This window comes from Pseudomonas tremae (assembly GCF_023278125.1).
Lineage (GTDB): Bacteria > Pseudomonadota > Gammaproteobacteria > Pseudomonadales > Pseudomonadaceae > Aquipseudomonas > Aquipseudomonas tremae.
Genome location: NZ_CP066270.1, coordinates 2,479,956 through 2,504,750, shown reverse-complemented (window position 1 = coordinate 2,504,750; position 24,795 = coordinate 2,479,956). Strand labels below are relative to the sequence as shown.

Annotated in this window: 18 protein-coding genes and 1 pseudogene; 3 read left to right on the top strand and 16 right to left on the bottom strand. The window is 57.6% G+C overall.

Translation table 11 applies throughout. The features are described from left to right. Positions 1-22: 22 nt before the first annotated feature. On the bottom strand, positions 23-934 hold the full coding sequence (locus I9H09_RS11415; RefSeq protein WP_236502202.1) for a LysR family transcriptional regulator: 912 nt from the start codon (positions 932-934) through the stop codon (positions 23-25). A gap of 113 nt (positions 935-1,047) precedes the next feature. On the opposite strand from I9H09_RS11415, the gene I9H09_RS11410 reads away from it, so the two are divergent. Further along, the gene (locus tag I9H09_RS11410; protein ID WP_236502201.1) at positions 1,048-1,884 is read left to right on the top strand and encodes a pirin family protein; all 837 of its coding nucleotides are present in this window, start codon (positions 1,048-1,050) and stop codon (positions 1,882-1,884) included. 101 nt (positions 1,885-1,985) lie between these two features. On the opposite strand, the gene I9H09_RS11405 is transcribed toward I9H09_RS11410, so the two are convergent. The 8 genes from I9H09_RS11405 to I9H09_RS11370 all read right to left on the bottom strand — a co-directional run bounded on the left by I9H09_RS11405 (position 1,986) and on the right by I9H09_RS11370 (position 11,275). After that, positions 1,986-3,515 carry a sodium:solute symporter family protein gene (locus I9H09_RS11405; RefSeq protein ID WP_122347608.1) on the bottom strand — a complete coding sequence of 510 codons (1,530 nt, stop codon included), beginning with the start codon at positions 3,513-3,515 and terminating at the stop codon, positions 1,986-1,988. Next, the gene (locus tag I9H09_RS11400; RefSeq protein ID WP_005894028.1) at positions 3,512-3,772 is read right to left on the bottom strand and encodes a hypothetical protein; all 261 of its coding nucleotides are present in this window, start codon (positions 3,770-3,772) and stop codon (positions 3,512-3,514) included. Before I9H09_RS11400 ends, I9H09_RS11405 begins: the two co-directional genes overlap by 4 nt. Before the next feature lie 131 nt (positions 3,773-3,903). Continuing rightward, positions 3,904-4,839 (bottom strand): choline kinase family protein, encoded by a 936-nt coding sequence (locus I9H09_RS11395; RefSeq protein ID WP_054990513.1) that lies wholly within the window; start codon positions 4,837-4,839, stop codon positions 3,904-3,906. Continuing rightward, entirely contained in the window at positions 4,836-5,789 is a 954-nt protein-coding gene (locus I9H09_RS11390; RefSeq protein WP_236502200.1) for an aminoglycoside phosphotransferase family protein, read from the bottom strand. Before I9H09_RS11390 ends, I9H09_RS11395 begins: the two co-directional genes overlap by 4 nt. Before the next feature lie 10 nt (positions 5,790-5,799). Further along, positions 5,800-7,080, bottom strand: a complete 1,281-nt coding sequence (locus tag I9H09_RS11385) for a M20 family metallo-hydrolase (protein ID WP_122347610.1) — start codon at positions 7,078-7,080, stop codon at positions 5,800-5,802. Further along, positions 7,058-7,816, bottom strand: a complete 759-nt coding sequence (locus I9H09_RS11380; protein ID WP_122324383.1) for a DeoR/GlpR family DNA-binding transcription regulator — start codon at positions 7,814-7,816, stop codon at positions 7,058-7,060. Before I9H09_RS11380 ends, I9H09_RS11385 begins: the two co-directional genes overlap by 23 nt. 80 nt (positions 7,817-7,896) lie before the next feature. Then, the gene (locus I9H09_RS11375; protein WP_235661397.1) at positions 7,897-9,240 is read right to left on the bottom strand and encodes an amidase; all 1,344 of its coding nucleotides are present in this window, start codon (positions 9,238-9,240) and stop codon (positions 7,897-7,899) included. A gap of 427 nt (positions 9,241-9,667) precedes the next feature. After that, positions 9,668-11,275, bottom strand: coding sequence for a M10 family metallopeptidase (locus tag I9H09_RS11370; RefSeq protein ID WP_005894016.1), 1,608 nt, complete (start codon positions 11,273-11,275; stop codon positions 9,668-9,670). A 498-nt stretch (positions 11,276-11,773) separates the two neighbouring features. Here I9H09_RS11370 and I9H09_RS11365 point away from each other — a divergent pair, with 498 nt between their 5' ends. Then, positions 11,774-13,084 (top strand): sensor histidine kinase, encoded by a 1,311-nt coding sequence (locus I9H09_RS11365; protein ID WP_122313010.1) that lies wholly within the window; start codon positions 11,774-11,776, stop codon positions 13,082-13,084. A gap of 33 nt (positions 13,085-13,117) precedes the next feature. Here I9H09_RS11365 and I9H09_RS11360 read toward each other — a convergent pair. From I9H09_RS11360 to I9H09_RS11340, 5 genes and pseudogenes are all read right to left on the bottom strand, one after another. Beyond that, a pseudogene (locus I9H09_RS11360) lies at positions 13,118-13,742 on the bottom strand (glutathione S-transferase family protein). 290 nt (positions 13,743-14,032) lie between these two features. After that, the gene (locus I9H09_RS11355; RefSeq protein WP_122347611.1) at positions 14,033-16,546 is read right to left on the bottom strand and encodes a calcium-binding protein; all 2,514 of its coding nucleotides are present in this window, start codon (positions 16,544-16,546) and stop codon (positions 14,033-14,035) included. A gap of 50 nt (positions 16,547-16,596) precedes the next feature. Next, a complete protein-coding gene (locus tag I9H09_RS11350) occupies positions 16,597-18,018 on the bottom strand; it encodes an HlyD family type I secretion periplasmic adaptor subunit (RefSeq protein ID WP_053480234.1) in 1,422 nt (473 codons plus the stop codon). After that, positions 18,011-20,173, bottom strand: a complete 2,163-nt coding sequence (locus I9H09_RS11345) for a type I secretion system permease/ATPase (RefSeq protein ID WP_236502199.1) — start codon at positions 20,171-20,173, stop codon at positions 18,011-18,013. Before I9H09_RS11345 ends, I9H09_RS11350 begins: the two co-directional genes overlap by 8 nt. A gap of 141 nt (positions 20,174-20,314) precedes the next feature. Next, positions 20,315-21,790, bottom strand: a complete 1,476-nt coding sequence (locus I9H09_RS11340) for a TolC family outer membrane protein (RefSeq protein WP_122347612.1) — start codon at positions 21,788-21,790, stop codon at positions 20,315-20,317. A gap of 191 nt (positions 21,791-21,981) precedes the next feature. Here I9H09_RS11340 and I9H09_RS11335 point away from each other — a divergent pair, with 191 nt between their 5' ends. Beyond that, positions 21,982-22,857, top strand: a complete 876-nt coding sequence (locus I9H09_RS11335) for a LysR family transcriptional regulator (RefSeq protein ID WP_236502198.1) — start codon at positions 21,982-21,984, stop codon at positions 22,855-22,857. A gap of 26 nt (positions 22,858-22,883) precedes the next feature. Here the strand turns inward: I9H09_RS11335 and I9H09_RS11330 are convergent, their stop codons facing one another. Then, a complete protein-coding gene (locus I9H09_RS11330; protein WP_024669404.1) occupies positions 22,884-23,309 on the bottom strand; it encodes a VOC family protein in 426 nt (141 codons plus the stop codon). Between the two features lie 181 nt (positions 23,310-23,490). Then, the gene (locus I9H09_RS11325; RefSeq protein WP_054997306.1) at positions 23,491-24,732 is read right to left on the bottom strand and encodes a M20/M25/M40 family metallo-hydrolase; all 1,242 of its coding nucleotides are present in this window, start codon (positions 24,730-24,732) and stop codon (positions 23,491-23,493) included. Between the last annotated feature and the right edge of the window lie 63 nt (positions 24,733-24,795).

Sequence of the window (24,795 nt, the reverse complement as noted above, 5' to 3'; positions counted from 1 at the left end):
AACAAGCGTGCCCGATCAGCGCTCATTGCGCAGGAAACGCCTTGGTCTCGAGCTTCTCCATCACCATCTCGATAAACGCTGAAACCGCCAAGGGCAACTGCTGTCGACTGGGGTAAAGCACGTGCAAGCCGCGACTGGTGCGCTGGTATTGCGCAAGTATCGGCACCAGCAATCCATCGCGCAGATCGGAACGAATCAAGGGCGCCGGCAATAACGCGATACCCAGCCCTGCAAGTGCGGCCTTGCGCAAGGCCTGAGCAGTGTTGGCGGTGAACCGACTCGCGATCTGCACGTCATGCATCCTGGCGTCAGGCCCGAGCAGACGCCAGCCGCTGGCCCCTCCGGGATGTGCAGCACTGACACAGTAATGGTGTTGCAGGCTTTGCAGAGAATCAGGCACGCCGTGAGTCGCTATATAGGCGGGGCTGGCGACCATCCCGTCCCGCGCTTCGTCGATCAGCTGCCGCCCCACGTATCCCGAATCCAGCAGCGGGCCGCCCCTGAAGGCGATGTCCAGCCGGTCAGCGATCAGGTCGGCGCGTTCGTCACTGAGCACGAATTCAAGCTGTACACGAGGGTATCGGGCGAGAAAATCGGCCACCCAGTCCATCGAAAAAAAATCGAAGAAGTCCGCCGTCGCGGCAATACGGACTCGCCCGCTGGGCTCTTCGCGCCCTGAAACAAGGTGCTCGGCTGCATCCATCAGGCCGTCCACCGCGTCTGTGCAGCGCCCGTAAAAGTCTTCACCCGCCTGGGTCAGCGTCAACTTGCGCGTGGACCGCTGCAACAGTCGCGTACCGAGCTGTACTTCGAGTTCCTGAACCCGGCGGCTGACGGTGTTGGAAGGCATACCCAGATGCCTCGCCGCCTGCGCGAAACTGCCGCTGCGCACGACCTGAACAAACAGCGCGATATCATTCAGATCCGGCACCACACTTTGATTCCTTCTATTTACGGATGAGTTCAAGCCAACTATACCGACTAATAAGCCAATCCACAGACGCTTATGCTTGTGCGCTCAGGCATAAAGTCCGGAGGAAAAGCCCCATGAACAGCATCATTGCCATCCAGCCCCGCGCTATTACTCGTCGCACCCTTGGCAAAAAGCGGGGGCCGATCACTCGACTGATGAGCCCGGGCGATCTGGGTCAACAGCTAAAGCCTTTCGTTTTTCTCGACCAGTTCGGCTTCAAATCCGAACCGGGGCAAAAGGGCTTTGGCATGCACCCGCACTCCGGCATTGCAACGGTGACCTATATGCTCGGGGGCGAAATTGTCTATGAAGACACAACTGGTAAATCAGGGCTGCTACCGAGCGGCGGCGTGGAATGGATGAGCGCAGGTAACGGGGTGTGGCACGATGCCCAACCTGCCGGCAGCACAGCCATAACCGGCTTTCAATTGTGGATAGCGTTACCCGCAGCGCAGGAAGACGGCCCGGCAAACAGTGTTTACCTGGCTGCCTCGCAGGTGGCACAGGAAGGTCCGGCGCAGGTGCTGTTGGGACGTTATGGCAAGGCTCAAAGCAGCATACCGTCACCGGCAGGCATGAATTACCTGGCCGTGCATTTAAAGGATGGCGAGCACTGGCGCTACACACCACCAGCACGCCATACCGTTGGCTGGCTGGCAGTCAGCAGCGGACACCTGGACGCTGGCGGCCCGATCGGTGCGGGCGAACTGGCCGTTTTCGAAGAGTCGGACCGGCCCATCGATTTCGTGGCGAAAGGACCGACCTGCTTTGTGTTGGGATCGGCGATCAAGCATCCCCATGACTTGGTCACAGGCTACTACTCGGTGCACACCAGCAAGGCAGCGCTCATTCAGGGTGAACAGGAAATCGAGCGCATCGGTGACCTGCTGCGCGAACAAGGCAGGCTTTAGCTGCTGCGTGACCACTGGCAGCCGCTGTGGACTTTATCGACGCAGGTCTCGACGCCAGCGGCTAGCGCTGCTGGCGAATCGACCTCGGCGCACGGCCAGTGTCAGCTCATTGCAGTAGCTGCACTCACGTGTCGGCGTTGCGGTGCAGCCATCGCAAACAGCTCGTCGACACGTCTGACTTCATCCGCGCTCGGCTTGATCGCAACAGCACACACGACAAAAACGCCAGCATTGAAGATCAGGCCGACGATGCCGCTGGTCAGCGAACCCAGCGCCGGGATGTCGTCTGGGTAGAGCGTGGTCAGCACGATGGCGGTCACGATCCCGACCAGCATTCCGGCAATCGCGCCCTGCTTATTGCCACGGCGACTGAAAACGCCAAAGAACAGCGGCACAGCGAGCTGAATAATGCCTTGGTAGGAGATCTGCGCCAGCAATTGCAGGCGAGCATAGTCGAACGTCAGGTAAGCCAGAAGCGAGGCTGCGGCGATGAATACCACCATGCCGACCTTGGCCAATATGGTTTTCTCGCGGTCGGTGCGGGGTTTGTTCCAGGTCGCCAGATCGTTGGCAAACTGGGTGCCGCACACCTGAACACAGCCATCGACGTGGCCGATACTGGCGGCCAGAACAACCATGATTGCCACGGCCAGCAACCACGGCCCACCGATATCGAACAGCGACAGGAACCAGCCATGCTGCGGATGCGCGGCAACGCTCGGGTCCTGGCTGATGGCTGCCGCGAAGAGCATCAGAATGCCGTAGAAACCACCCACCAGCAGAATGGTCAGCACCGTGCCCTTCTTCACGGAACGCACACCGCTGGCGGTATAAATGCGCTGGAAACTCATGGGCCAGCACATCGAACCGATGACGCCGGTGAAGATCAGGCTGAACATGTACAGCGGCCCGTACGTGCTGCCTGACCCCCCGGGGATCATCAGCATGCTGGCGGGCAGTTGCGAGAGGTTCGAAAACGACGCCTGATCACCGAACATGAGAAAGATACACAAGGCTGCGCACAGCACGTAGGCGATCAGCCCCTGATACATGTCGGTCATGATCAGCCCGCGCATGCCCATGCTCACAGTCCAGTATTGACGAATCAGGATCACCCCGACCCCGACCAGCAAGCAGGTGGTGACGCCCCAGCGGCCGAAACTGGCGAATTGAAACAGGGTTGCGAGGGCTTGGATACCCATGACCACCCATGGAAATACCGAGATGATGCCGATGATCGAGGCGATACGTTTGACCACCGGACTGTTGAAGCGCATACCCAGCAGGTCCGGCTGTGTGGTCAGGTTGAAGCGCTTGCCCCAGGTCCAGGCGCGATTGGCCATCAGGTACATCGCCGTGACGCCCAAGGTGGCATAGACCATCCCGTAAAAACCCAGCGCACCGCCGACGGACAAGGCAAAGAACGCCGTGAAGGTTGCGCCTGGCCACCATGAATTGGTGTAGCACATGGCGATGAACCAAGGCCCATAGGAGCGCCCGCCTACTGCGTAATCGGAAAAGCTGTCGCTCTTGCGATTCGTCGCGTACAGCACAGCGATCATGCCTGCCAGAAAAACGCCTATCAGGCCGAAGGTGATGTACAGGTCCGAAACCGTCGTCGTGCTGATCATTGCGCGCCCCCCTCTTCCGGGATTTCACCCGTCAGAGACTCGACCACGTAGAGCATCCAAAGGCCTAAACCCATCAGCACGGCGATAAGAATCCAGTAGAAGATCGGCAGCGGGATACCGAGCACCACGACGGTACTGCCGCTGACGCTGAGGTAGAAAGGCGGAAACAGCGCCATCATCAGCAAGGCAAGAAAATAAACGCCGAAGACCAGGCTTTTCAGGCGGCCGGGTGTTACGGAGGACGGAACGTTACTCATGGAGTGCTCCTTGAATTTCAGGATCTGGCTATTAAGTGACCGGATAAAACTCAAGCAGTAAAAGAAACGTGCGGTGACCCGCTATTTTTTTATTGTGTGGTGCGTGTCGAAAGGTGTCGATCAACAGCGGGTCATGCCTGTCGCAGCCATGTTTCCCATTGCGAATCATTGATGATGCTGCGGGCGCGCATGTGCTTCCAGCTGCCGTATTTGTAGAAGTCGAAGTCCAGTTGCGAAACCGCATGCTGAACCATGGCCCAGGTCGACCATTTAATATCCGCCAAGGCCTTGTTGAGCTTGATACGCGCGATGGTTTGCGCGCTGACGTGGCCGAAGTAATCCTCGATCAATGCCAGCTCCATCTCATCGCTGAAAAACATCTCGCCAAACCACAGCGCCAGTTCGTAATGGCGGTCGTTATTGGACGCGTACTCGAAGTCCACCAAGCGAATCTGGCGCTCGGCATTAAGCATGAAATTGCCCGCCAGCGTGTCATTCATACACGGGGCCAGGTCGATACCGGAAGCCTCCAGGGCCGCTTTGGCGCGCTGATACTGCAGACAGAGCCAGCCGTCGTCCTGAGGCTTGAGACCTTTGAGGTCAGCCACCTGACCCTGGTGTTCGGCGATCATGTCGAACACGGTCTTGGTCTGCTTCAACAATGGCTGATCGTTGAATGCCTTGAGCCCATGAAGGGCTCCATGGCGTATGTCGCGTTGCAGAAAATCATGATTGGAGGATGCCCGCCAGCCTTCCATGAACTCGAACACTTCGACACCGAACGCTTCTAGAAAGGCGAACACCGGCGCGCCGTAACCGGTCTGTGCCGCCTTCACGCTGGCTTCGTGCGCCGTGTGACGGTCGATGAACATCTCTGTGCCCACGCCCGGCACCTTGAAGAAGTAAGCCGTGTCGGCCCCTTCTACCTCGACCCGCCAGTTGGTGTTGGAGATCCCGCCGCTGACAGGCTCATAACCGACATGCCGGCCTTGCCAGCAGTCAATGCTGCGCACTGCGGCCTCCAGCTGACGCTCCTGGGTACTGATGGACTGCCCTAACGTTTTCATGCTTTGCCCTCTTGGACCTGACGCATCCAGCCTTCCAGGCGCGGGTCCTGCACGCACTGCCTGCAGCGCAGCAACGTCCATTGGCCTACCTTGGAAAACTCCAGTTGCCGCGCGGACGTGGTGCCACTCCAGAACCCCCACAATGTCCAGTACCAGTCATTGATCAGCGCGTACAACCTGCACACGGCATAGTCGACTTCAAGACACTCTCCCGCCCATGCACGGATGCCTTCGCGCCACTGGTTCTCGAACGAATAAAGCTCATTCAAGGTAATCGCAACGTCGTACCACGGGTCCATGCAGCCGCCGTAGTCAAAATCAACCAGGCGCAATTCGCCTTCGCTCGACACCATGACGTTGCTGACCACGCCATCACCGTGGACAGGGGCGACACGCACCTGACGCTGTTGCAACGCCAGCCACACCATGTCGACGCAACGGTCTATCCATTGATGCTCCGCTGGCAGTACAACACTGTCTTGCCTACACCTGACGCGCAGGCGTTCGATGTCTGCCATCGGCGAACAGGCGTAATCGGGGGCAGGCCCGGCATGCACACGTCGCTTGAGTGCCCATAGCGCATCAAGCCGCCCCGGCGCGAGCAGGTCATCGAGACGCGCAGCGCGCCAGCTCGTCCCAAGGTCCTCGAAAATCAACACGCCGCCAGTCTTGTCTGCACCCAGCAAACGCGGAGCCGCGCCGGTGCGCCCGGCACATTCGCTGGCCTGCGCGGCACGCTGAAAATCGATAAGGGGGGCCATGTCGGCATGCAGTACTTTCGCGTAACAACTGCCACCGGCAGCCGTCACACGGAAACCAGCCCATTCTGTGGCAAGCCGCGATGGCGAGGCTACTCCCTGAACAATCAGTTCGACCTCAGGGTTTGTATCGAAACCGACAGTTGCCAGTGCGCCGAGCAGCCGGGCGGTCAAGTCGTCGCCATATGACATGGTCAGCCCCTCAACAAGACGAAACGGGTAAGGTACAAGCGCGATGCAGCAACCCGGTCAGCATGCGCAAACCATTGCGCATGTCCTGATCGCTGGTGTATTCGGCCTCGTTATGGGACACACCATTGCTACTGGGAATGAACAGCAGGCACACAGGGAAGCTGCGGTTCAGGCTGATCGCATCGTGGCCGGCAACGGTCATGCTGTCGGTGGTCGACAAGCCCAGCTCGACGCCGACCGAGTGTGCCAGCGCGGCAAGCCCGTCATTCAGCCTGGCAGGCACTCGCAGCACGCTGCTTTCGACTTCAAAGCCGGTCATGGTCTTTTCGGCTATGGCGTGCAGGCTTGCGTCCAGTCGCTCGGCCGCCATGCTCAGCAACTCGACATCGCGGGAGCGGTATTCGATCAGCAGCGATACTCTGGAGGGCACCACATTCGGTGAGTTGGGGTAGACCTCGATACGCCCGACCGATGTGTGCATGTGCAAGCCATGCAGACCGGCCTCTTCACGCACCGCAGTGATGGTGTGAGCGGCAGCCAGCAATGCATCACGACGAGCGGCCATGGGCGTGGGGCCGGTATGATTCTGTTCGCCATCGAAGCGCACCCGGCGCTTCAACGCTGCCCAGGTTTCGCGCACCACGCCGATGGCCGTCTGGCTGTTTTCCAGGCCGCAACCCTGTTCGACGTGAACCTCGACGTAACCGGAAATGGTCAGGTCGAACGTGTCATTGCCGAGGTAGCCGATGGCTTGCAGTGCGTCCTTGAGACGAATGCCGTCGCCATCGCGACTTTCCCACGCGTCGTTCAGCGCCAGTGCACCTGTGAATACACCGCTGCCGATCAGACTCGGCTGAAAGCGGGCGCCCTCTTCGTTGGTCCAGTTGACGACGGCCAGATTACAGGCCGGAATTTCACCGCGCTCGCGCATCTGCCGCGCCAGAGTGGCCACGGCGACGGCACCTGCAAGCACGCCGTAAACACCGTCAAAACGCCCTGCACTTGGCTGGCTGTCCAGATGTGAACCGCACAGCAGGTATGGCGCGTCCGGGTTGAAAGTCATCAGACCGAACATGTTACCAATAGCATCGACACGCACTTCAAAACCGTGCCCTTCGAGCCAGTCACGAAACAGGTCGCGAGCCTGACCGTCTTCAGCCGAGGCTGCCAGCCGATGCAGGCCGCCAGCCGGTGTTGCGCCAATGGCCGAGCTTTGCCGAAACAGTGCTTCGAACGCCGCCAGATCAGCTGCGCCTGGCTCGATCAGCTCAGGCATAGAGGGTATCGACATGATCTTTCTCCAGGCGTGTCGCGAACTCGTCGGATAACGGCCGATTGGTGACCAGGGTCGTGACTGCCGCAAACGGCAAGGTATTGATGAACGTGCGGTGGCCGAACTTGCCGTCATCGGCCAGCACTACGCTGCGCGTGCAATGCCTGACCAACGTCCTGCGCAGCATGGCTTCGGGCTCCTGGTAATCCATCAGCCCGAGGTCCAGATCAATACCGCCAATGCCCATGAACGCGATGTCGTAATGAAACTGGCGGACAAACTCCAGAGTATGCGGTCCGATCAACGCATTATCGGTACGCCGCACATCGCCAGGCGCCACCAGCACTTGATTGTCGCTCTGGTGCGAGATCATCTGAGCGATGTCCAGCGAGTTGGTGATGATCTTCAGCTGGCTGAAGCGGGTCAGTTGCTGGGCCAACGCCAGGGTCGAAGTGCCCGTGTCGAGAAAGATCGCCATGCCCTCGCAGACCAGTTGGACGGCCCGCGTGGCAATGCCCGCCTTGGCCCTGGGCTTGAGGCGGCTGCGCTCCTGCAGAGGCAGTTCTTCACTGGATCTGGGCAGAATGGCGCCACCGTGGATTCTTCTCAACCTGCCCTCCTCTTCAAGGTGTTTGAAATCACGGCGGATAGTCTCTTCGGAGACGAACAGCATCTGCGCCAGGTCGGTAGACTTGACCCGCTGTTGTTGCGCGAGCAGGCGCATGATTTCGTCCAGACGCGGCTGGTTGAGCATGGGGGTGACATTCCGTTGCAAAATGATATCTCCGGGGTAACGGCAGGTTGGCTGCACTTGCGCACGGACGAACCTCATCTTCACGCCCCCAGCATCGGCGGAAGGCGCTGGTCCCAAGGCGCAATGGCCTCCACGGCAGCGCAGAACTGAAGCACCAGGGCATCGGCGAAACGTGGCCCGACGACCTGCAGGCCAACAGGCAGCCCGGTACTGCTCAGCCCGCAAGGCAGGCTGGCTGCCGGGTTGCCGGCGATGTTGAAAGGGTAGGTAAACGGCGTCCAGCGTGCCCAGGGCACTGCGCTGTCCTGACCGGGATACCCGGCTGGTGCCACCTCGTCTGCGGCAAACGGCAGAATCGGCAGTGTGGGCATGATCAGCAGATCGTAATCTTCAAAAGTCGCGTGTACCTGGTTGGCAAAGGCTGCGCGCTGTTGAAGCGCCTGCAGGTAATCACTCAGGCTGTAGTGCGCCGAGCGTCTGATCAGCTCGGCAAAGCCAGGATCGAGCTGATCCATCTGCTGCGACAGCGCCTTGCCGTAAGCGATGCCGCGCCCCCCGACCCAGAGTGTTTCAAAAGTCGCCAGCGGGTCCTGCCAGCCCGGATCGAAGGTACTGACCGTCACTGGCAGGGACCTGGCGATATTGGCAACCGCAGCGTCCACAACAGCCGCGACTTGCGGATCGACCGGCGTATCGAACAGGGTCGGACAAAATCCGATTCGCAACGGGGGCAATGGCTGATCGCAGCGAGCCAGAAAGGACTCGTCAGGGGCAGGCAATGCCTGATGATCCAGCGGATCAGGCCCTGACAGAATGTCGAACAGCAGCGCGCTGTCACGCACGGTTCGGGTAATCGGCCCGGCATGGCTGAGCATCTCGGTCGCCGACCAGGGCCAGGTCGGAATGCGCCCCAGGGTTCCCTTCAGGGCAAACGCGCCACAGAAGGCCCCCGGTATACGCACCGACCCCCCGCCATCAGACCCCAGTGTGGCCGGAACCATTCGCGCCGCCACCGCAATTGCAGACCCCGAACTGGAGCCACCACTGGTCAGCGTCGGGTCCCACGGGTTGCGACCGTTGCCAAACACTTTTGATGTGCTGGCTCCGGTCCAGCCGAACTCGGTGGTCGCGGTTTTGCCCAGAATAATTGCACCCGCGTTCTTGAGACGCCGGATGATCGGAGCGTCCTGAGTCGGCACCGCATCCAGCGCGGTCAACGAACCACGCGTGGTGCGTAGCCCGGCAGTCGAGAAGAGGTCCTTGATGCCAAAAGGTATGCCGTGCAACGGGCCGCGTATTTTGCCGCGCTGCATCTCGCCAGTGAGGATCCAGGCCTGCTCGAGCGCAGCCTCTGCGTAAACGTCGCCAAAGGCGTTCAGTGTGGGATTGTGGGTTTCAATGGCCGAAAGGCATAACTCGGTCATGCGTATAGACGTCATGCATCCTTTGCGGACGAGCGCGGCGGCCTCAATTACAGTCGGTACGGAAGATGGCTTTGCCTCAATCAATTGGGATACCTCAGCGTAAGTATGTCTGTAATACGTCTGCGTAACGCCTGGCATGAACCTCGGTCAGCGCATTACAGGGAGCGTGTGTCGACGCGTCAAGTGGGATTTGTTGGTTATTTTGATTTTGTGGCTTTAAATTTTGTAACAGCACCGTAGCGGTGCTGAAAACGCAGGCAAAACAATACCTCGCACTTTCACGGTGCGTGTTTGCATAGGCTGGAAAGGTCAAACGAATCCAGCGAACGCCGGGCTCAGACAAAAAAACGATTGAATGAAACAGTGCCATTCCTTGGCACTTCCTACTGGTTAAACAGTTCATTGCAACAGCGCTTCATGGCAGCAATCAGACCGCCAGATCCTGAGCATGAAAACTCGTCACGCCGACCAGCTGGATGTCAAAATCGGCATGCAGGTCGGCATTGACGTTGCCGGACAACACATGATCGACAAAGCGTAACTGGCCAGCTGCGGTAAACTCTCCGCTGCCGATGAAGGTGAACGCATCCAGAGCCTTGGTATCGATATTCGCGTCCATCTTGAGAAAGCTCAGTTTGTCGCCCTGCTGACTGTTGAAGTCCGTGATCACGTCGCTGTTCAGGCCTTTGCCTGTTTCAGACAGGTCATTGAATACGAAATGGTCAGCGCCGCTACCTCCGGTGAGAATGTCAGCCCCCTGACCGCCAATGAGCTTGTCATTACCACCGCCGCCAACGAGGATGTTGTTGGCGTCATTACCGGTCAGGGTATTGTTGCGATCATTGCCCAGTACCGTGAAATCACCCTCGCCTTTCAGGTGAACATTCTCGAAGTTCGCCAGCGTCCCGGTGTTGAGGTCGATCACAGCTGCCTTGTCGGAGGTATTGTTGTAAGTGATTTTCAGCGTATCTATGCCTTCATTGGCTTTTTCCTGTACCAACGCCAGCTCACCAACCTGATCGACCACGTAGGTGTCGTTGCCGAGGCCGCCGATCATGGTGTCCAGACCGCCACGACCATCCAGCACGTTCGCCAGCTCGTTGCCGATCAACGTGTCATCGAATGCGGAGCCGATTGCATTTTCGATATGCGTGCCATAGGCAATCGCCAGCCCCGAATTCATCTGGGTCGGGTTGTCCGGGGTGTGGTTGTAATCAAGAAACGCCTTGCCGATGGTGCTGAACTCCCCCTCGTTAAGGTTGATCTTCACAAATGCCGCCTGATTGCTGGCATCGATAGTGTCTTTACCACCCGCGTCCCAGATGGTCTCGAACACCGACTGATCGGGGGCCCACTTATAGACGTCGTTCTCGGTGTGATAGTGGGTGTTGGCACCATAGATGAACTGCATGGCTGCAACGTCCAGCAGCATGGGCGTGGTGGGCTTGAAGCTGTATTTATTGGTGTAGCTCATGATGGTGTAGCGGGCGTCTTCAAACTTCGCGTCAAGCAATACATCGTTGTACTGAGTTTCTTCGAACGAATGCTTCAAACCGAGTGCATGCCCCGTTTCATGCATAAACGTCAGGTAATCGGGCGTACCTTTTCCAGGCACTGCCGCATCCACGTCGGGACCGATCCAGACGTCGCCCGACCTGCCCAGCGTGCCCGGCGCGTAAGCCTGGCCTAGCTCGGTGCCCTTCAGGCCCTTGAAACCACCGAAACGGATATCGCCGACGTTGTCAGGGGTGTCCTGAACCTCAGTGAACTTGATGTCCGCCACTGCACTCCATGCGCCCAGCGCGCTTCTGGCCGCGTCCATTTGAGCGGTGGTCAGCGAGTAGGCGTCGCTGGGTTCCTGCGAGCGACTGTAGTCAGTGGAGTACACGGAATCTGCGGTATGAAAGCTGTAGGTCAGGTTATTGCCGTTGGGCCCTTTCAGCCAGTATGGCCCCCACAGCAAGCTCGTGATTCGGTCATCGTCGGACCCCGCAGTCAACAGGTCGGCAGGGCTTGAATCATTTGGGCCAGGCATCGGCATTGCTCCTGAAGCGAGTAGACATTAGTGGGTCAGAGCTTGTGCAGAACAGCACAAACCCACGGCAAGTTTATTACACAACAGGCGTAATCTGGACACAATAAGTTACAACTTTAGCATTCGTACACAACAACAGAATAATGACGAGGGCGCCGAGGCTTTTTATGACAGTCATACTTCAATTCTTATTACGACCATACTTTAATAAACTTTTTAAGCGCCCCTTCTTACATGCATTTAAACACACAGCCTGATGTTCACAGAGTTACCGTGCAACCGAGGAACACCGTACGTAGTTCACTGCTCGCTCAGCAGGCCCCCGACTGCATGCCCACTCCCCCGCAAAGCCGCCTGCGCCATGCTCTTCAGGGGCATACCCTATGGACGCACGCCGGAAGCACGGGCCGCGCTCCGGTCGCTGATAATGAGCCTTGCTGCCGCCTGTCAATCATAGGCATCATAGGGTCTCATTTCGTCATTAGTGCGATCGTCCTCATGGCCCATAGCCCTGCACCTCTCCCAGCTAACGAGGAAGATCGAGTCCTGTCGCTCGAGCATCTCAACGTCCTGGACAGCCTCCCGGAACGGGACTTCGACGACATAGTGCTGCTCGCCACCACCTTGTGCGATGCGCCCATAGCGCTGGTGTCGCTGATTGATCGTGAGCGTCAGTGGTTCAAGGCCTGTATTGGTCTGGATGTCCGGGAAACCCATCGCGATCTGGCCTTCTGTGCTCACGCAATCCTGCAGCCTGACGACGTGATGGTGGTGGAAGACGCCACCACAGACCCCCGCTTCAGAGAAAGCCCACTGGTTCTGGGGCCGCCCTACATAAAGTTTTATGCAGGCGCGCCGATTCGCACTGAAGACGGCCACGCACTGGGTACAGTCTGCGTGATCGATATCTGGCCGCGCGTCCTGACCGAACAACAGCGCCTTGCGCTGCAGGCACTGGCGCGACAGACAGGAGCACTGCTGGAAAATCGCCTGCTCAACGAACAACGCGATCGCCATGCTGCAGAGCTGACCTTGAGCCTCGAGAACGCCCAGAGCCAAAGCCTGGCACTGGAACGTAATTTGCGTCACTCACAGCGGGTGTCTTCGCTGGGCATGCTCACCGCCAGCATCGCCCATGACTTCAACAACCTGCTTCAGGCGCTAAGCGCCAGCCTGCAACTCATCAACATGCGCTCGCGACGTCCACGAGATGTCGAGACGTTCAGCAACAGCGGGCTGCAAGCGGTGGAGCATGGCCGTCAACTGGTAACTCGCCTGCTGAACAGCGTCCGCCAGGACGGTCACGAACTGATCTGCATCGATGTCAGTGAGCGGCTTGAGGCCGCCCGTGACCTTTTATGGCGTTCGGTAGGAGACCAACTCGAACTGACGTTCGACTTCTCAGCCCGTGGCTGGGGCGTTTTGTGTGTCGAAGCCCAGCTTCACGCAGCCGTACTGAACCTGCTGGCCAATGCCCGGGACGCCATGTCGGGGCCAGGCAAGGCGCATATCGCGACGCGTTTTGAATCCGTCAAGGATGAGCCGCGCCTGCAGGCGGGTGACTATGTGGTGCTCAGCGTAAGTGATAACGGCGCCGGCATGGTCGACCATCTCAAGGATCAGATATTCGAACCCTTTTTCACCACCAAGACCTCCGGCCTTGGCACCGGGCTGGGCCTGGCGCAGGTTCAGGAGTTCGCGGTGAACGCAGGCGGCGGCGTACTCGTCGAAACCGCACCCGGCAGTGGCACCACCATGCACCTCTACCTGAGGATACTGGGCCAGATCAACTCGGAGAGTCATGGTTAGGCTTAAAAGCACGCCGAGTCCGCAGCAGGTGTTTCAGGTGTCTTCACGCCAGTGACGCTGCGCAACAGTCTTTACCGCCGGATGGGCATCTACCTGCATCAACAACGCGTAAAAATCAGGCCGAAATGCCTGCAAATGCTCGCGGGCCTCGCCCCATCTGGTTACTACAGCAGTCAGCATCTCAACTGCGCCTGGTGCACCTTGCTGCCAGCCTGAAGGACGCAGCGAAAGTCGCCCAGCCCTCGTCCAGGCGCGCCCGCGCACCGGATTCAAATCGTGCCTGCAGAACGTCATCCGCATCCGGCAACCAGCGTAGCGGGTAGTCGATAAGCCCTATGGCGGCATAGCAATTGCTGGCTATGTAGACCAGCGCACGCAGCGCCTGGGCCCGCAGCCCTGAGTCTTTTGGCAAAAGACCGGAGCCTGGGAACTCCAGACCAAGGTAAATCAGAATCGCAACGCTTTCCGTCAACACACTGCCATCGGGCAGCACCAGCGTTGGCACTTGCAACAATGGATTGACCTTCCTCAATGCCTCTTTGCCCGCCCCCTCCTCCCATGAACACGCATTCACAAGCTCATAGGGAACAGCACACTGCTCAAGCGCCATTTCGATGGCTGCCGAGCCGGAGTTTTCAGTGCCGAATAATGTGTACATGGCGGTTTTCCTGTCACATATAGTTAGAAGAAGTGCTTGTACCTGATGCCCAGCTGCGTTTTATAAAGGGCAAATTGTCATGTCTTCGAGGCCCAGGCAGACAATGCGATGCAGGCCATGATGACCCGGCAGACAAATGCTTTTGCAGTTTCTGCAGGCGGGTGAATAGCATAAGTACGATCAAATATTAGAAACTCCGACACCCGACGTTTTATGTGAGCCAAGGATACGCAGCTGCAGGAAAACTCCAGGCTGTCACAGCTAAGATAGCTCGACAGCCTGGATAACGGTTATTGCCAGTTACTGGCAATAACCACGTCCAACGATGCCTGATAGCTGTCGGACAACTTAAGTTCCCCGGCAGCAGGAGGCGCGAACGCGGCCATGGCTTCGACCAGCTGATCAACCTGGCTTCCCATCAGGACTTTGCCGTCGGCGGTACGGAATTGCTCAATCTTCTGAGAATCTTTCCAACTGTCCGAGCTCCAGAAAGACCAGTTCGATACCGTCACTTTATCAGCAGTGCCAATGACACCGACGTCCAGATCCCAACCGTTCTTGCTGAACCACAATTGATCTGCCGCAATATCTGCGCCGAATTGCAGTACATCAGTGTTGGCATCAGGATCGAAATCGTCGATAACGTCTTGACCGTCGCCTCGCTCAAATTGGTAGAGATCATTACCCCGACCGCCGCTCAGTCGATCATTGCCGGCACCACCTGTCAGAGTGTCGTTGCCTGCATCGCCATAAAGCTGATCGTTACCAGAGCCCCCCGACAGAATGTCGTTGCCGCCCAACCCGTGAAGTTCGTCGTTGCCATCCAGACCCGCCAACGAATCAGCCAGCGCATCTTTACCGTAAAGGACATCGTCGCCCTGACTGGCCATACCACTACTCATCGTTGTGATCGCATCAGCTCCCCAGGTTGTTCCATCAGAGAACTGAATCTGCTCGACCTGGGTCGAGCTATTGGAAAACCATCCAGACACCGTAAGCTTGTCGGTTGCCCCTGCGATGCCTACATACAGATCGTATGTACTGCGGCTTAGCTGGATGTCGGCAGGCGTAAGGTTTTCTGCGATCTTGATGACATCCAGATTGCCTGCAGTACTGTCGTAATCGCTGATCCAGTCTTGTCCGGCGCCACGATAGAAAAGATAAGTGTCGTTGCCAGCGTCACCATAAAGGCTGTCATTGCCGGCGCCACCATCAAGGGTGTCCGCACCTGCACCACCGTAAAGCGTGTCTTTGCCGGCACCGCCATTGAGCGTGTCATTACCCGACAAACCGTAAAGTTTATCGTCCCCACCCAATCCGTTCAGGATATCGGCAACGGACTCATCCCCTTGCAGAACGTCGTTGCCTTCACTTGCAACGCCTTTGACCATGGCTTTCAGGGTCGCAACATCCCAGAGAGTGCCATCCGCAAACTGAACTTGTTCGACCTGCGAATCGGCAGAATAAAACCAGTCGCGAACCGTTATTTTGTCCGATGTTCCGATAATTGCCAGTTCGAGGTTGTCTCCTGTTCGCGAGGCCTTGATATCGGTTGAAGCAATACCTGACGCCAGTTTGATCGTGTCGATATTGCCGGCGGTCCAGTCGCTATCAAAGATCACATCCTGACCGCCGCCACGCTGAAACAGATAAGTATAATTGTCGGTGCCGCCATAAAGCGAGTCGTTGCCAGCGCCGCCATCCAGTGTATCGCGCCCCATTCCGCCATCAAGCATGTCATCGCCCGCGCCGCCCAAGAGCACATCGTTGCCGGCAAGGCCATAAATCTGGTCGTTACCGCCCAGACCATCGAGCTGCTCACTGGTTTCGTCCCCATAGAGCGTGTCCGCCACTTCACTGGCAACGACCTGCGAAAGACGTTTGAGATCGGTTGGAGACCAGACGGTCCCGTCAGCAAATTCGACCCGTTCAATCTGCGCGCCAGGGTCGGTATAGCTGTAAATCTTCATCCAGTCTGTCGTGCCCTTGATGGACAGATAAAGATCCGAGCGCTCTTGCTTCACGGCGACATCATCAGGAGCGATATCGGCAGCCACCTTAATGATATCGACGTTGCCTGCAGTGGTATCGTACTCAGTGATCGTGTCTTGCCCCATCCCTCTGTAGAAAAGATAAGTGTCGTTGCCTGTATATCCCGACAAATAGTCATTACCGGCACCGCCGTCCAGGATGTCATCGCCCACATCACCGCTTAGGGAATCGTCGCCTGCACCGCCATTCAAGGTGTCGTTGCCTGCTCCTCCATACAACCAATCGTTACCACCCCCTCCGCTCAGCAAGTCGTCGCCTTCCTCACCGTACAGCTTGTCGTTGCCATTGAAGCCATCGAGCACATCGGCCCCGACATCGCCATACAACGTATCAGCGGCATCGCTGGCGACGCCGCGAGTCATGGTTTTCAAGGTATCGACACCCCATACCGTCCCGTCAGCGAACTCGACACGCTCCACCTGATAGTTGATGTTATTGAAGAGCGTGACTGACATTTTGTCCGTCGTGCCCTTTATCGAGAGATACAAATAGTTGCCATCACGACTAACCGTCACATCGGCGGGTGCAATATCGGCAGCGACCTTGATGGTATCGACATTGCCGACGGTCCAGTCGAAATCAGTAACTGTATCTTGCCCCATACCTCGGTAGAACAGGTAAGTGTCATTGCCGAACTGACCGGACAAGCTGTCATTTCCCGCACCGCCATCCAGGATGTCATTGCCCGACGTACCATAAAGCCAATCGTCGCCACTCTGCCCGTTGATAAGAGTTGCCGTTGTATCGCCCATAAGAGAGTCACCGCCTTGAGTTGCTGTTATTGATCCGTTTTTTTCACGTACTACCTTTCCCTGAAACTCTCCTGTGCATGCTGCTGCAACGGACTCAGGAAATACTCAATTACCCGACGCTTGTTCGTCTTCACTTCCGCCGTCACTGCCATACCCGGCGACAACTTGATGTCCACGCCATTTACGTTCAGCGTGTCGCTGTTAAGGCGAATCTTGCTGCTGTAGATCAACCCACGCTTTTCATCTTCGATGGCGTCATTGGAGACGCTGATAACTTCGCCTTCTATCGTGCCGTACTTGGTGAAAGTGAACGTCTCGACCTTGACGGTAACGGGCTGGCCAGCACGGACGAAACCGATGTCCTTGTTCTCCAGCATGGCTTCCACTTCCACCGGCTGGCCATCAGGGACGAGGACCATCAGCGGTTGTGCGGGGGTGACGACGCCGCCGACGGTATGCACGGCCAGTTGCTGGACAGTGCCGTCTACCGGCGCCTCGAGAGTGGTGAGGTCTTCCTGATAACGGGCCTTGGTCAAGTCCTGATTGAAAGATGCGATTTTCTGGTCGGCCTGTTGCAGCAAGTCGAGCATGGCGCGGCGGGTCTGGGCGACTACGCCTTCGCGACGACGTTCTGCTTCCTGTCGGGCGGCAGTGGATTGCAGGACGCTGGCTTGCTGCACGCTCAGTTGGCGTTCAAGGTCCAGGCGCGCCTGTTCCTTTTCAAGGTACGCGTGGCGGGCGATGTACTGCTTTTTCAGCAGGTTTTCGTAGTCACTGGCCAGCTTGGTGGCGATAGGCAAGGTCTTCTGCAGGCTCATTACCTGGATGCGTGCCGCCTGGATATCGGCCTGGCGTTGCTGAATCTCGGCATCGACCAGGTCCAGGCTGCTGCGGTATTCCTGATACTGGCCCTGCAACCAGCGCTCAGCTGCCATCACATGCATCGGGTCAGCATCGACAATAGAGCCGGCCAGATCCCGAGGCGGTTTGCGCTGGTTGATTGCGTCGAGCATGGCTGCCGCCCGCGCACTGTCAACGCGTGCAGCCAACAGGTCACTGCGAACACGTCCCACATCGGCATCGGCTGATGTGGAGTCCAGTTCCAAAAGCAACTGACCCGCCTTGACCGATTGCCCGTCACGCACATGAATCGCCTTGACCACCGCCGTTTCACTGGACTGAATGGTTTTGGTCTTGCCGCTGGGAATGATTTTTCCGCTGGCGGTGGCGACTACATCAATCTTGCCCAGACAAGCCCACAGCAGCGCCAAGGCGGCAAATAGCATGATCGCCCACATAAAAATACGCGGCGCGGGGTGGCTCGGCTTGTCCTGCAACTCCAGCGCAGCGGGCAGGAACTGCACTTCATGCGCCAGGCGCTTGGGCGCTTCCATTTCACGGCGCTGACGCCAGGATTGCCGCCAGACACGGCGATAGCGCTGTAAAAGCCCGGTGGGTTCGGCGTTAGACATGACTGCCTCCTTGCTGCAAGCGGTGGAGACGCGAGTAGTGACCCGCTTGGTGGGTCAGCAATTCGGTGTGGGAGCCCTGCTCTACAATTTGCCCGCGATCCACGACGACGATGCGGTTGGCATCGCGAACGGCGGACAGTCGATGCGCGATGATGATGACCGTGCGCCCTTTGCAGATAGCCTGCATGTTCTGCTGAACAATGCGTTCAGACTCATAGTCCAGCGCACTGGTGGCCTCGTCGAAGATCAGGATTCGCGGGTTGCCCATCAGGGCACGAGCAATAGCGATGCGTTGGCGCTGACCGCCAGATAACGATGCGCCGTGCTCGCCAACCATCGTGTCGTAACCCTCCGGCAGCTCAAGGATGAAGTCGTGGGCGCCAGCCAGTTTGGCCATTTGCATCACCGCTTCCAAAGGCGCCCCGGCATCACTCAGGGCGATGTTTTCGCGGATGCTGCGGTTGAACAGCATGTTGTCCTGCAGCACCACGCCGATCTGGCGGCGCAAGGACGAAACGTCTGCCAGGGCCAGGTCCATGCCATCGACCAACACCCGACCACGCTCCGGCACATAGAGGCGCTGCAACAAACGCGTCAATGTGCTCTTGCCCGAACCGGAACGCCCCACCACACCGATGACTTGCCCCGGCGTAATAACAAGGTTGATACCTCGCAGGATCTCCGAACCGTCTGGGCGATAGCGAAAATGCACCTGATCGAACTCGATACGCCCTTTGATAGGTGGCAACGCACTGCGATTGACTTGCGAAAGTTCGTTACGGGTATTGAGGATGTCGCCCAGACGCTGGACCGATACACCGGTTTGCTGGAAGTTGGTCCACAGTTGGGCAAGGCGCATGATCGGTTGAGCGACACGACCGGCCAGCATGTTGAACGCAATCAACTGCCCCACCGAAAGCTGGCCGTCAATCACCAGACGAGCACCGAACCACAGCGTTGCGACAGTCACCAGTTTGCCAATCAGCGAGACGCTTTCATTGGCGATGGTCGACAGGTTCTGGGTTTTGAAGCCCGCAGCAACATAACCCGCCAGCTGGTTGTCCCACTTTCGAATGGCTTGCGGTTCTACCGCCATGGATTTAAGGGTGTCGATACCGTTGACAGTTTCGACCAGAAACGCCTGATTCTCTGCACCACGAGCAAAACTGTCGTTGAGGCGCTTACGCAAAACCGGAGTGATAAGCACCGACACCAGAATGTAGAGCGGCAGGGACAGCAATACGATCAACGTCAGCCAACCGCTGTAGTAAAACATCACCGCAATGAACACCACCGAGAACAGTACATCCAGCAACAGGGTGATGGCATTGCCGGTCAGGAAGTTACGGATGTTTTCCAGTTCGCGAACACGCGCTACCGAATCACCTACGCGGCGCGCCTGAAAGTATGAGAGTGGCAACGTGATCAAGTGACGAAACAGCTTCGAACCCAGCTCTACGTCGATGCGGCTGGCGGTATGCGCAAATACGTAGGTGCGCAAGCCGGACAGGGCCGACTCAAACAGCATGACCCCGGCAAGGCCAACAGCGATGACGTCAAGAGTCGTCAGGCCGTGATGGACAAGTACCTTGTCCATCACTACTTGAAAGAACAGCGGCGTGATCAGCGAGAAAATCTGCAGGACGAAGGAGACCAGCATCACTTCACCCAGCAACTTCCGGTATTTGACAATGGCAGGAATGAACCAGGTGAAATCGAAACTTGAAGACTCGCCCGGCGTGCCGGCCTCCGAGCGAATAAGTAACAGCTGTCCGGTCCAGCGTGCCTGCAAGGCCTCGAAGGTAATGACTTCAGGGCGCTGAGCCAATGGATCGTGAATTAACGCCTTGCCTTGATCGAGGCGCGCAATGATGAAGAACCCGCCGTTGTTGTCCACTGCTATGGCGGGGAGTGGTGTACGGTCCAGACGCTCAGTGTTGGTCATGGCCGCTTTGGCTTTCAAACCGAGTTTGCGGGCTGCCAGTAACAAGCTGTCTTGCGACAGGGATTGATCAGGACTACCAAACTCATGAGCCAGTTGCTCTGGCGAAGCCGCTACCTGATGGAAGCGCGCAAGCATGACCAGCGAGGCCAGGCCGGTGTCGAGACGAGGGGCATTGTCAGGCGTCCGAGCGCCCATTTCCGAATCATTCATTGCGCGTCCCTGCCGACATGCCTTGAGGTCGGCAGTCTCATCAGATGTTCAAATAAGAGTGTGAGTTACTTTCGTGGGTGTGATGCTTGCAGCGTCAACATCGCCAAATCTCAATGTTTGAGGCAGGCAATGCCAACACCTTCAACTGCCTGTCGGCAAAAAATCACGGGCCGGGTCGTAGTCCTGTTTCAAGTAGCGCGCCAGTGCTTTCAAGTCATCAGGACTCAGGGTGCCTGCCGCCTGTTTAAGCTTCAGGTTGTCTAGGATGTAGTCATAACGAGCGTCGTTATAATCACGCACGGCTGCGTACAGTTGACGCTGAGCGTTGAGTACATCCGCAATATTGCGCGACCCCAGGTCAACACCGACCTGATTGGCCTCCACCGACTTCTGCCCGGAAACGATGCTCTGGCGACGGGCGATGATCTGCTCTATGCCTGCGTTGATACCGCGAAATGCATTGCGGGTATTCAGTACGACTTCACGGCGGCGGTCCTCCTGTTCGTCCTGACTCTGATAAAGACGCTCGGTGGACTCTTTGATCTGGGAATTGGTCATTCCGCCCGAATACAGGGGAATATTAAGTTCAATACCGACGCTGCTTTGCGCTACCCGGTCGCGATAACCATTACTGCCGAAGTCAGTGGGATTGCTGTACCCAAAACTATCGTTATCACCTTTACGATACGACGCTACTGCATCAATCGTGGGCGCGTGACCAGACTTTCGCTGGCTGAGCGTGTGCGTCGCGGCACTGACTGCGTATTCGCTGGCCTGAAGTTCCAGGTTCTGTCGAACAGCAGTGTCCACCCAGGCTCGGGCGTCGTTAGGCACCGGCGCCTCTACGGGTAACTGATGCCCCATACCGGCAATAGCGCTGTATGTGCGCCGCGTCAGGCGCTCCAGCGCTTCATAGGCATCATCCACTTTGCGCTGAAACTGTTGCCGATCGGCGCGGGCATTGTCGTAAGCGGCTTGGGCATCGTATACATCAGTGATACTTGAAGCTCCATCCTCAAGCCGCCCCTGCGCCTGATCGCGCTGGCGCAGCAAGGCAGCCTCTTCCGCCTGAGCTGCGGCAAAAGCGTCCAGTTGCCTGAGTATTTCGAAATAGGTCTGAGCAGCCGTCAGAATCAGGTTTTGTTCCTGAGCGGCAAGTTCGAGCTCGGCCTGGATGACACTTGACTGCGCCGCCTTCAACTGGAACCAGCGATCAATACGGAACAACGGCTGACTGAGATTCGCCCGAACAGTTGTACCGCTTCGCTCGCGGCTCAGGGCAGGCTCGTCACGCTTCAAGCCCGTCACTTCGGTTGTCGCGCCGGCAGTCAGGCTCGGCAATAGCCCTGCGCGCGCCTGCGGGACGGCTTCAAGCTCTGCCCTGTAAGCGTGGCGCGCAGCAGACAATCGAGCATCGTTATGGGACGCAGCCTCATAAACGCTCAAAAGATCTGCTCGCTGCCTTGGCATATCCCGGCCTTGGCTACCAGCACCATACACAGCGCTTTTATCAGCGGGCGCAGGAGCCGCGAGCAAAGGAAGTGCGACGATAGAGAACAAGAGAAGCAGCGTTGTTTTGAAAGCATCAACGTACACAGTGCGTCCTTGCGATAGCATATTGACATCAAAAAGTTGGGCAATCCTGGAACGCCATCACTATGACGTCAAATAAATGTATCGACCCTTTATCTGGTTTGTTGAACTTTTTTTAAAGCTAATTTGCCATGTAAGACCCCGCGTTATTACGCTAACGTGATTGATCAAATAAACCGATGCATTCACACCTTGAACACAACTAATATTTGCCAATGATCAAAGAACTGAAAACTTTTATCGCCGTTGCTCGGGATGGCACGTTCGCCGCTGCCGGAGACCGGATAGGCCTGACTCAGGCAGCGGTAAGTGCGCAGATGCAGCGTCTTGAGGCGAAGCTGGGGGTCAAGTTGTTCGACCGCACAGGGCGTTCGGCGCAGTTGAATCGTATGGGCCAGCAAGTGCTGTTACAGGCTCAAGAGCTGCTGCAGCTATACGGCAATCTGGGCAGTGACGCCGTTGGGCTGGCCCCCGATGTGCTGGTGACGCTGGGGGCCATTGCTTCTGTGCAACGCTCGTTCTTGCCGGACGCGCTCGCACTGTTTCATCAGCAATGCCCACAATGTCGAACCCGTATCATTCCTGGGCTGTCGATGGACCTGGTCAACCAGGTGGACGCTGGCGAAATCGATCTGGCAGCGATCATTCGTCCACCCTTCTCGCTGCACAGCGACCTGCGCTGGACCACCCTGACACGCGAACCCTATTGCCTCATCGTCCCGGCCGATGTGCGAGGTGATGACTGGTCTGCGCTGATCTCGAATCAGCCCTTCATCCGCTATGACCGATCATCGTTTGGCGGCCGCCAAGTCGACCGTTTCCTGCGTCAGACGCACGTCGCGTTACGGGAGGTGTGCGAGCTCGATGAACTGGACGCGATCGTCAAACTGGTCGCCAACGGCGTGGGTGTCGCGCTGGTCCCGCAGACAGCTACCCTTCAGGCATGGCCAGCGGGGGTGCGGGCCGTCGATCTGGGGCAACACACGTTTCATCGTGATATAGGTCTGGTACATCGGGCGCGCAGAAGTCTGGCAGAGCCAGTAAAAGAACTCGCCCGACTGCTGACGGCGCAGGGTCAGGAAGTGCAGTGACCGGGGCCACTGCCAGTACGCAAACGTTATTTGGCGAATAGCTGGCTCATGTCCTTGAACGCCTTGAACTCAAGTGCATTGCCGCACGGATCAAACAGAAACATGGTGGCCTGCTCGCCAACTTGTCCTTTGAAGCGGATGTAAGGCTCGATGACGAACTGCGTGCCGAACGACTTCAGGCGCTCGGCCAATGCCTCCCACTGCACCCACTCCAGAATGATGCCGAAATGCGGAACCGGCACGTCGTGCCCGTCCACCGGGTTGCTGTGTACGCTTTCCTGGGAAGGGGTCTTAGGTTGTTCGTGTATCACCAGTTGATGGCCGTAAAAGTCGAAATCGACCCATTGCGCACTGGAACGGCCCTCGGCAAGCCCGAACACTTCGCCGTAGAAGGTGCGTGCGGCGGCCAGGTCATAAACGGGAATTGCCAGATGGAAAGGAGATAGGCTCATCAGAACTCCGGGGACGTTTTTATGGGAGGCGGTCGTCGAGTCTGCTGTCTCGTCACAATGATCCGCTTGAATCTGTCCTCATCCTGGGGCTTGCGAGCGAAAAATAAAATCAACATGTTTTGTGGACAAGCACAAATAATATTTGTGCTTGTCCACGTATCAGTGCTTCAGGACTTAAGCATCAAGGCTGACCGGACAATTTCATGATCATCCGTGACAGCAAGTAAATCCTTGGCGCCACGCTGCCCACCTCGGCGTATTCTTCCGGCGTGTGAATATTGCCACCGACAATGCCGAAACCATCCAGCGTCGGCGTCCCCACGCTCGCAGACAGACTTGAATCCGCCGCCCCGCCACTGCCTTCAATCGTCAGTGTGCGGCCCAGTTCGCCATAGATGCCTTGTGCCATAGCGACCAGCGCATCGGACTTCGGCGTTTGCGGCATGGGTGGCAGGCCACGCACCAGGCTGGTCTTGACCTCGGTATCAGGCACCAGCTTGTTGGCCGAGACCCTGGCGAGATCTTGCTCGATCCGGTCGAACTCCTCAGGCACCGCTGCGCGGACGTCGGCCTTGGCGCTGGCCTGATCCGGAATCACGTTGGTGCGATCACCCGCCTTGAGGACCGTGAAGTTGATGGTGGTTTTCTTCTCCTCGTCCCCCAGCTTGCCGAGTTGCAGGATCTGATGCGCCACTTCGGTGGCCGCATTGCGCCCCAGTTCCGGGGCGACGCCTGCGTGGGACGCCTTGCCCTTCACGTCGACCAGCGCCGTTGCAGACCCCTTGCGCCAGACCACAAGGCCATCGGCCGGACGCCCTGGCTCCAGGTTCAGCGTGACATCATGCTCTTTGGCAGTCTTTTTGATCAGGTCGGTCGCGACCACCGAGCCGGTTTCTTCACTGGCGTCGAGCAGCACGGTGATCTGCGCGTAGTCAGTGAATTTCAGGTTATGCAAGACTTTCAGCGCGTAGATGGCAGCGACGATGCCACCTTTGTCGTCCATCACGCCAGGGCCGTAGGCACGACCATCCTTGATATGGAATGGTCGTTCTGCCGCCGAACCTTCTTTGAATACCGTGTCCATGTGCGCCATCAACAGGATTTTCGCCTTGCCGGTGCCCTTCAGCGTAGCGATGACATGATGACTGGCCTCAGGTGTATTCGGCACCTGCTCGATGGTTGCACCGAGCTTTTTCAGCTCGTCGATAGCGATATCACTGACCTTGGTAAGGCCCGGCACATAGCCGGAACCCGAGTCGATGTTCACTAGGCGTTCGAGCAGTTTCAAGGCCTCGTCCTGATATTGCTCCGCATCGGCCTGAATCGCCTTGTGGGTTTCGGCCATCGCCACCTGTGCCGAAGTCGTCAAGGCCAGTGCCAAGGCCAAGTGAGCAGCCAGTGGCGAGCGAAAAAATGGGCGCATGGTTATCTATCCTTGTTTGCATGAACGGGTTTTTCAGAAACATACCCTACCGCGTTGTCAGGC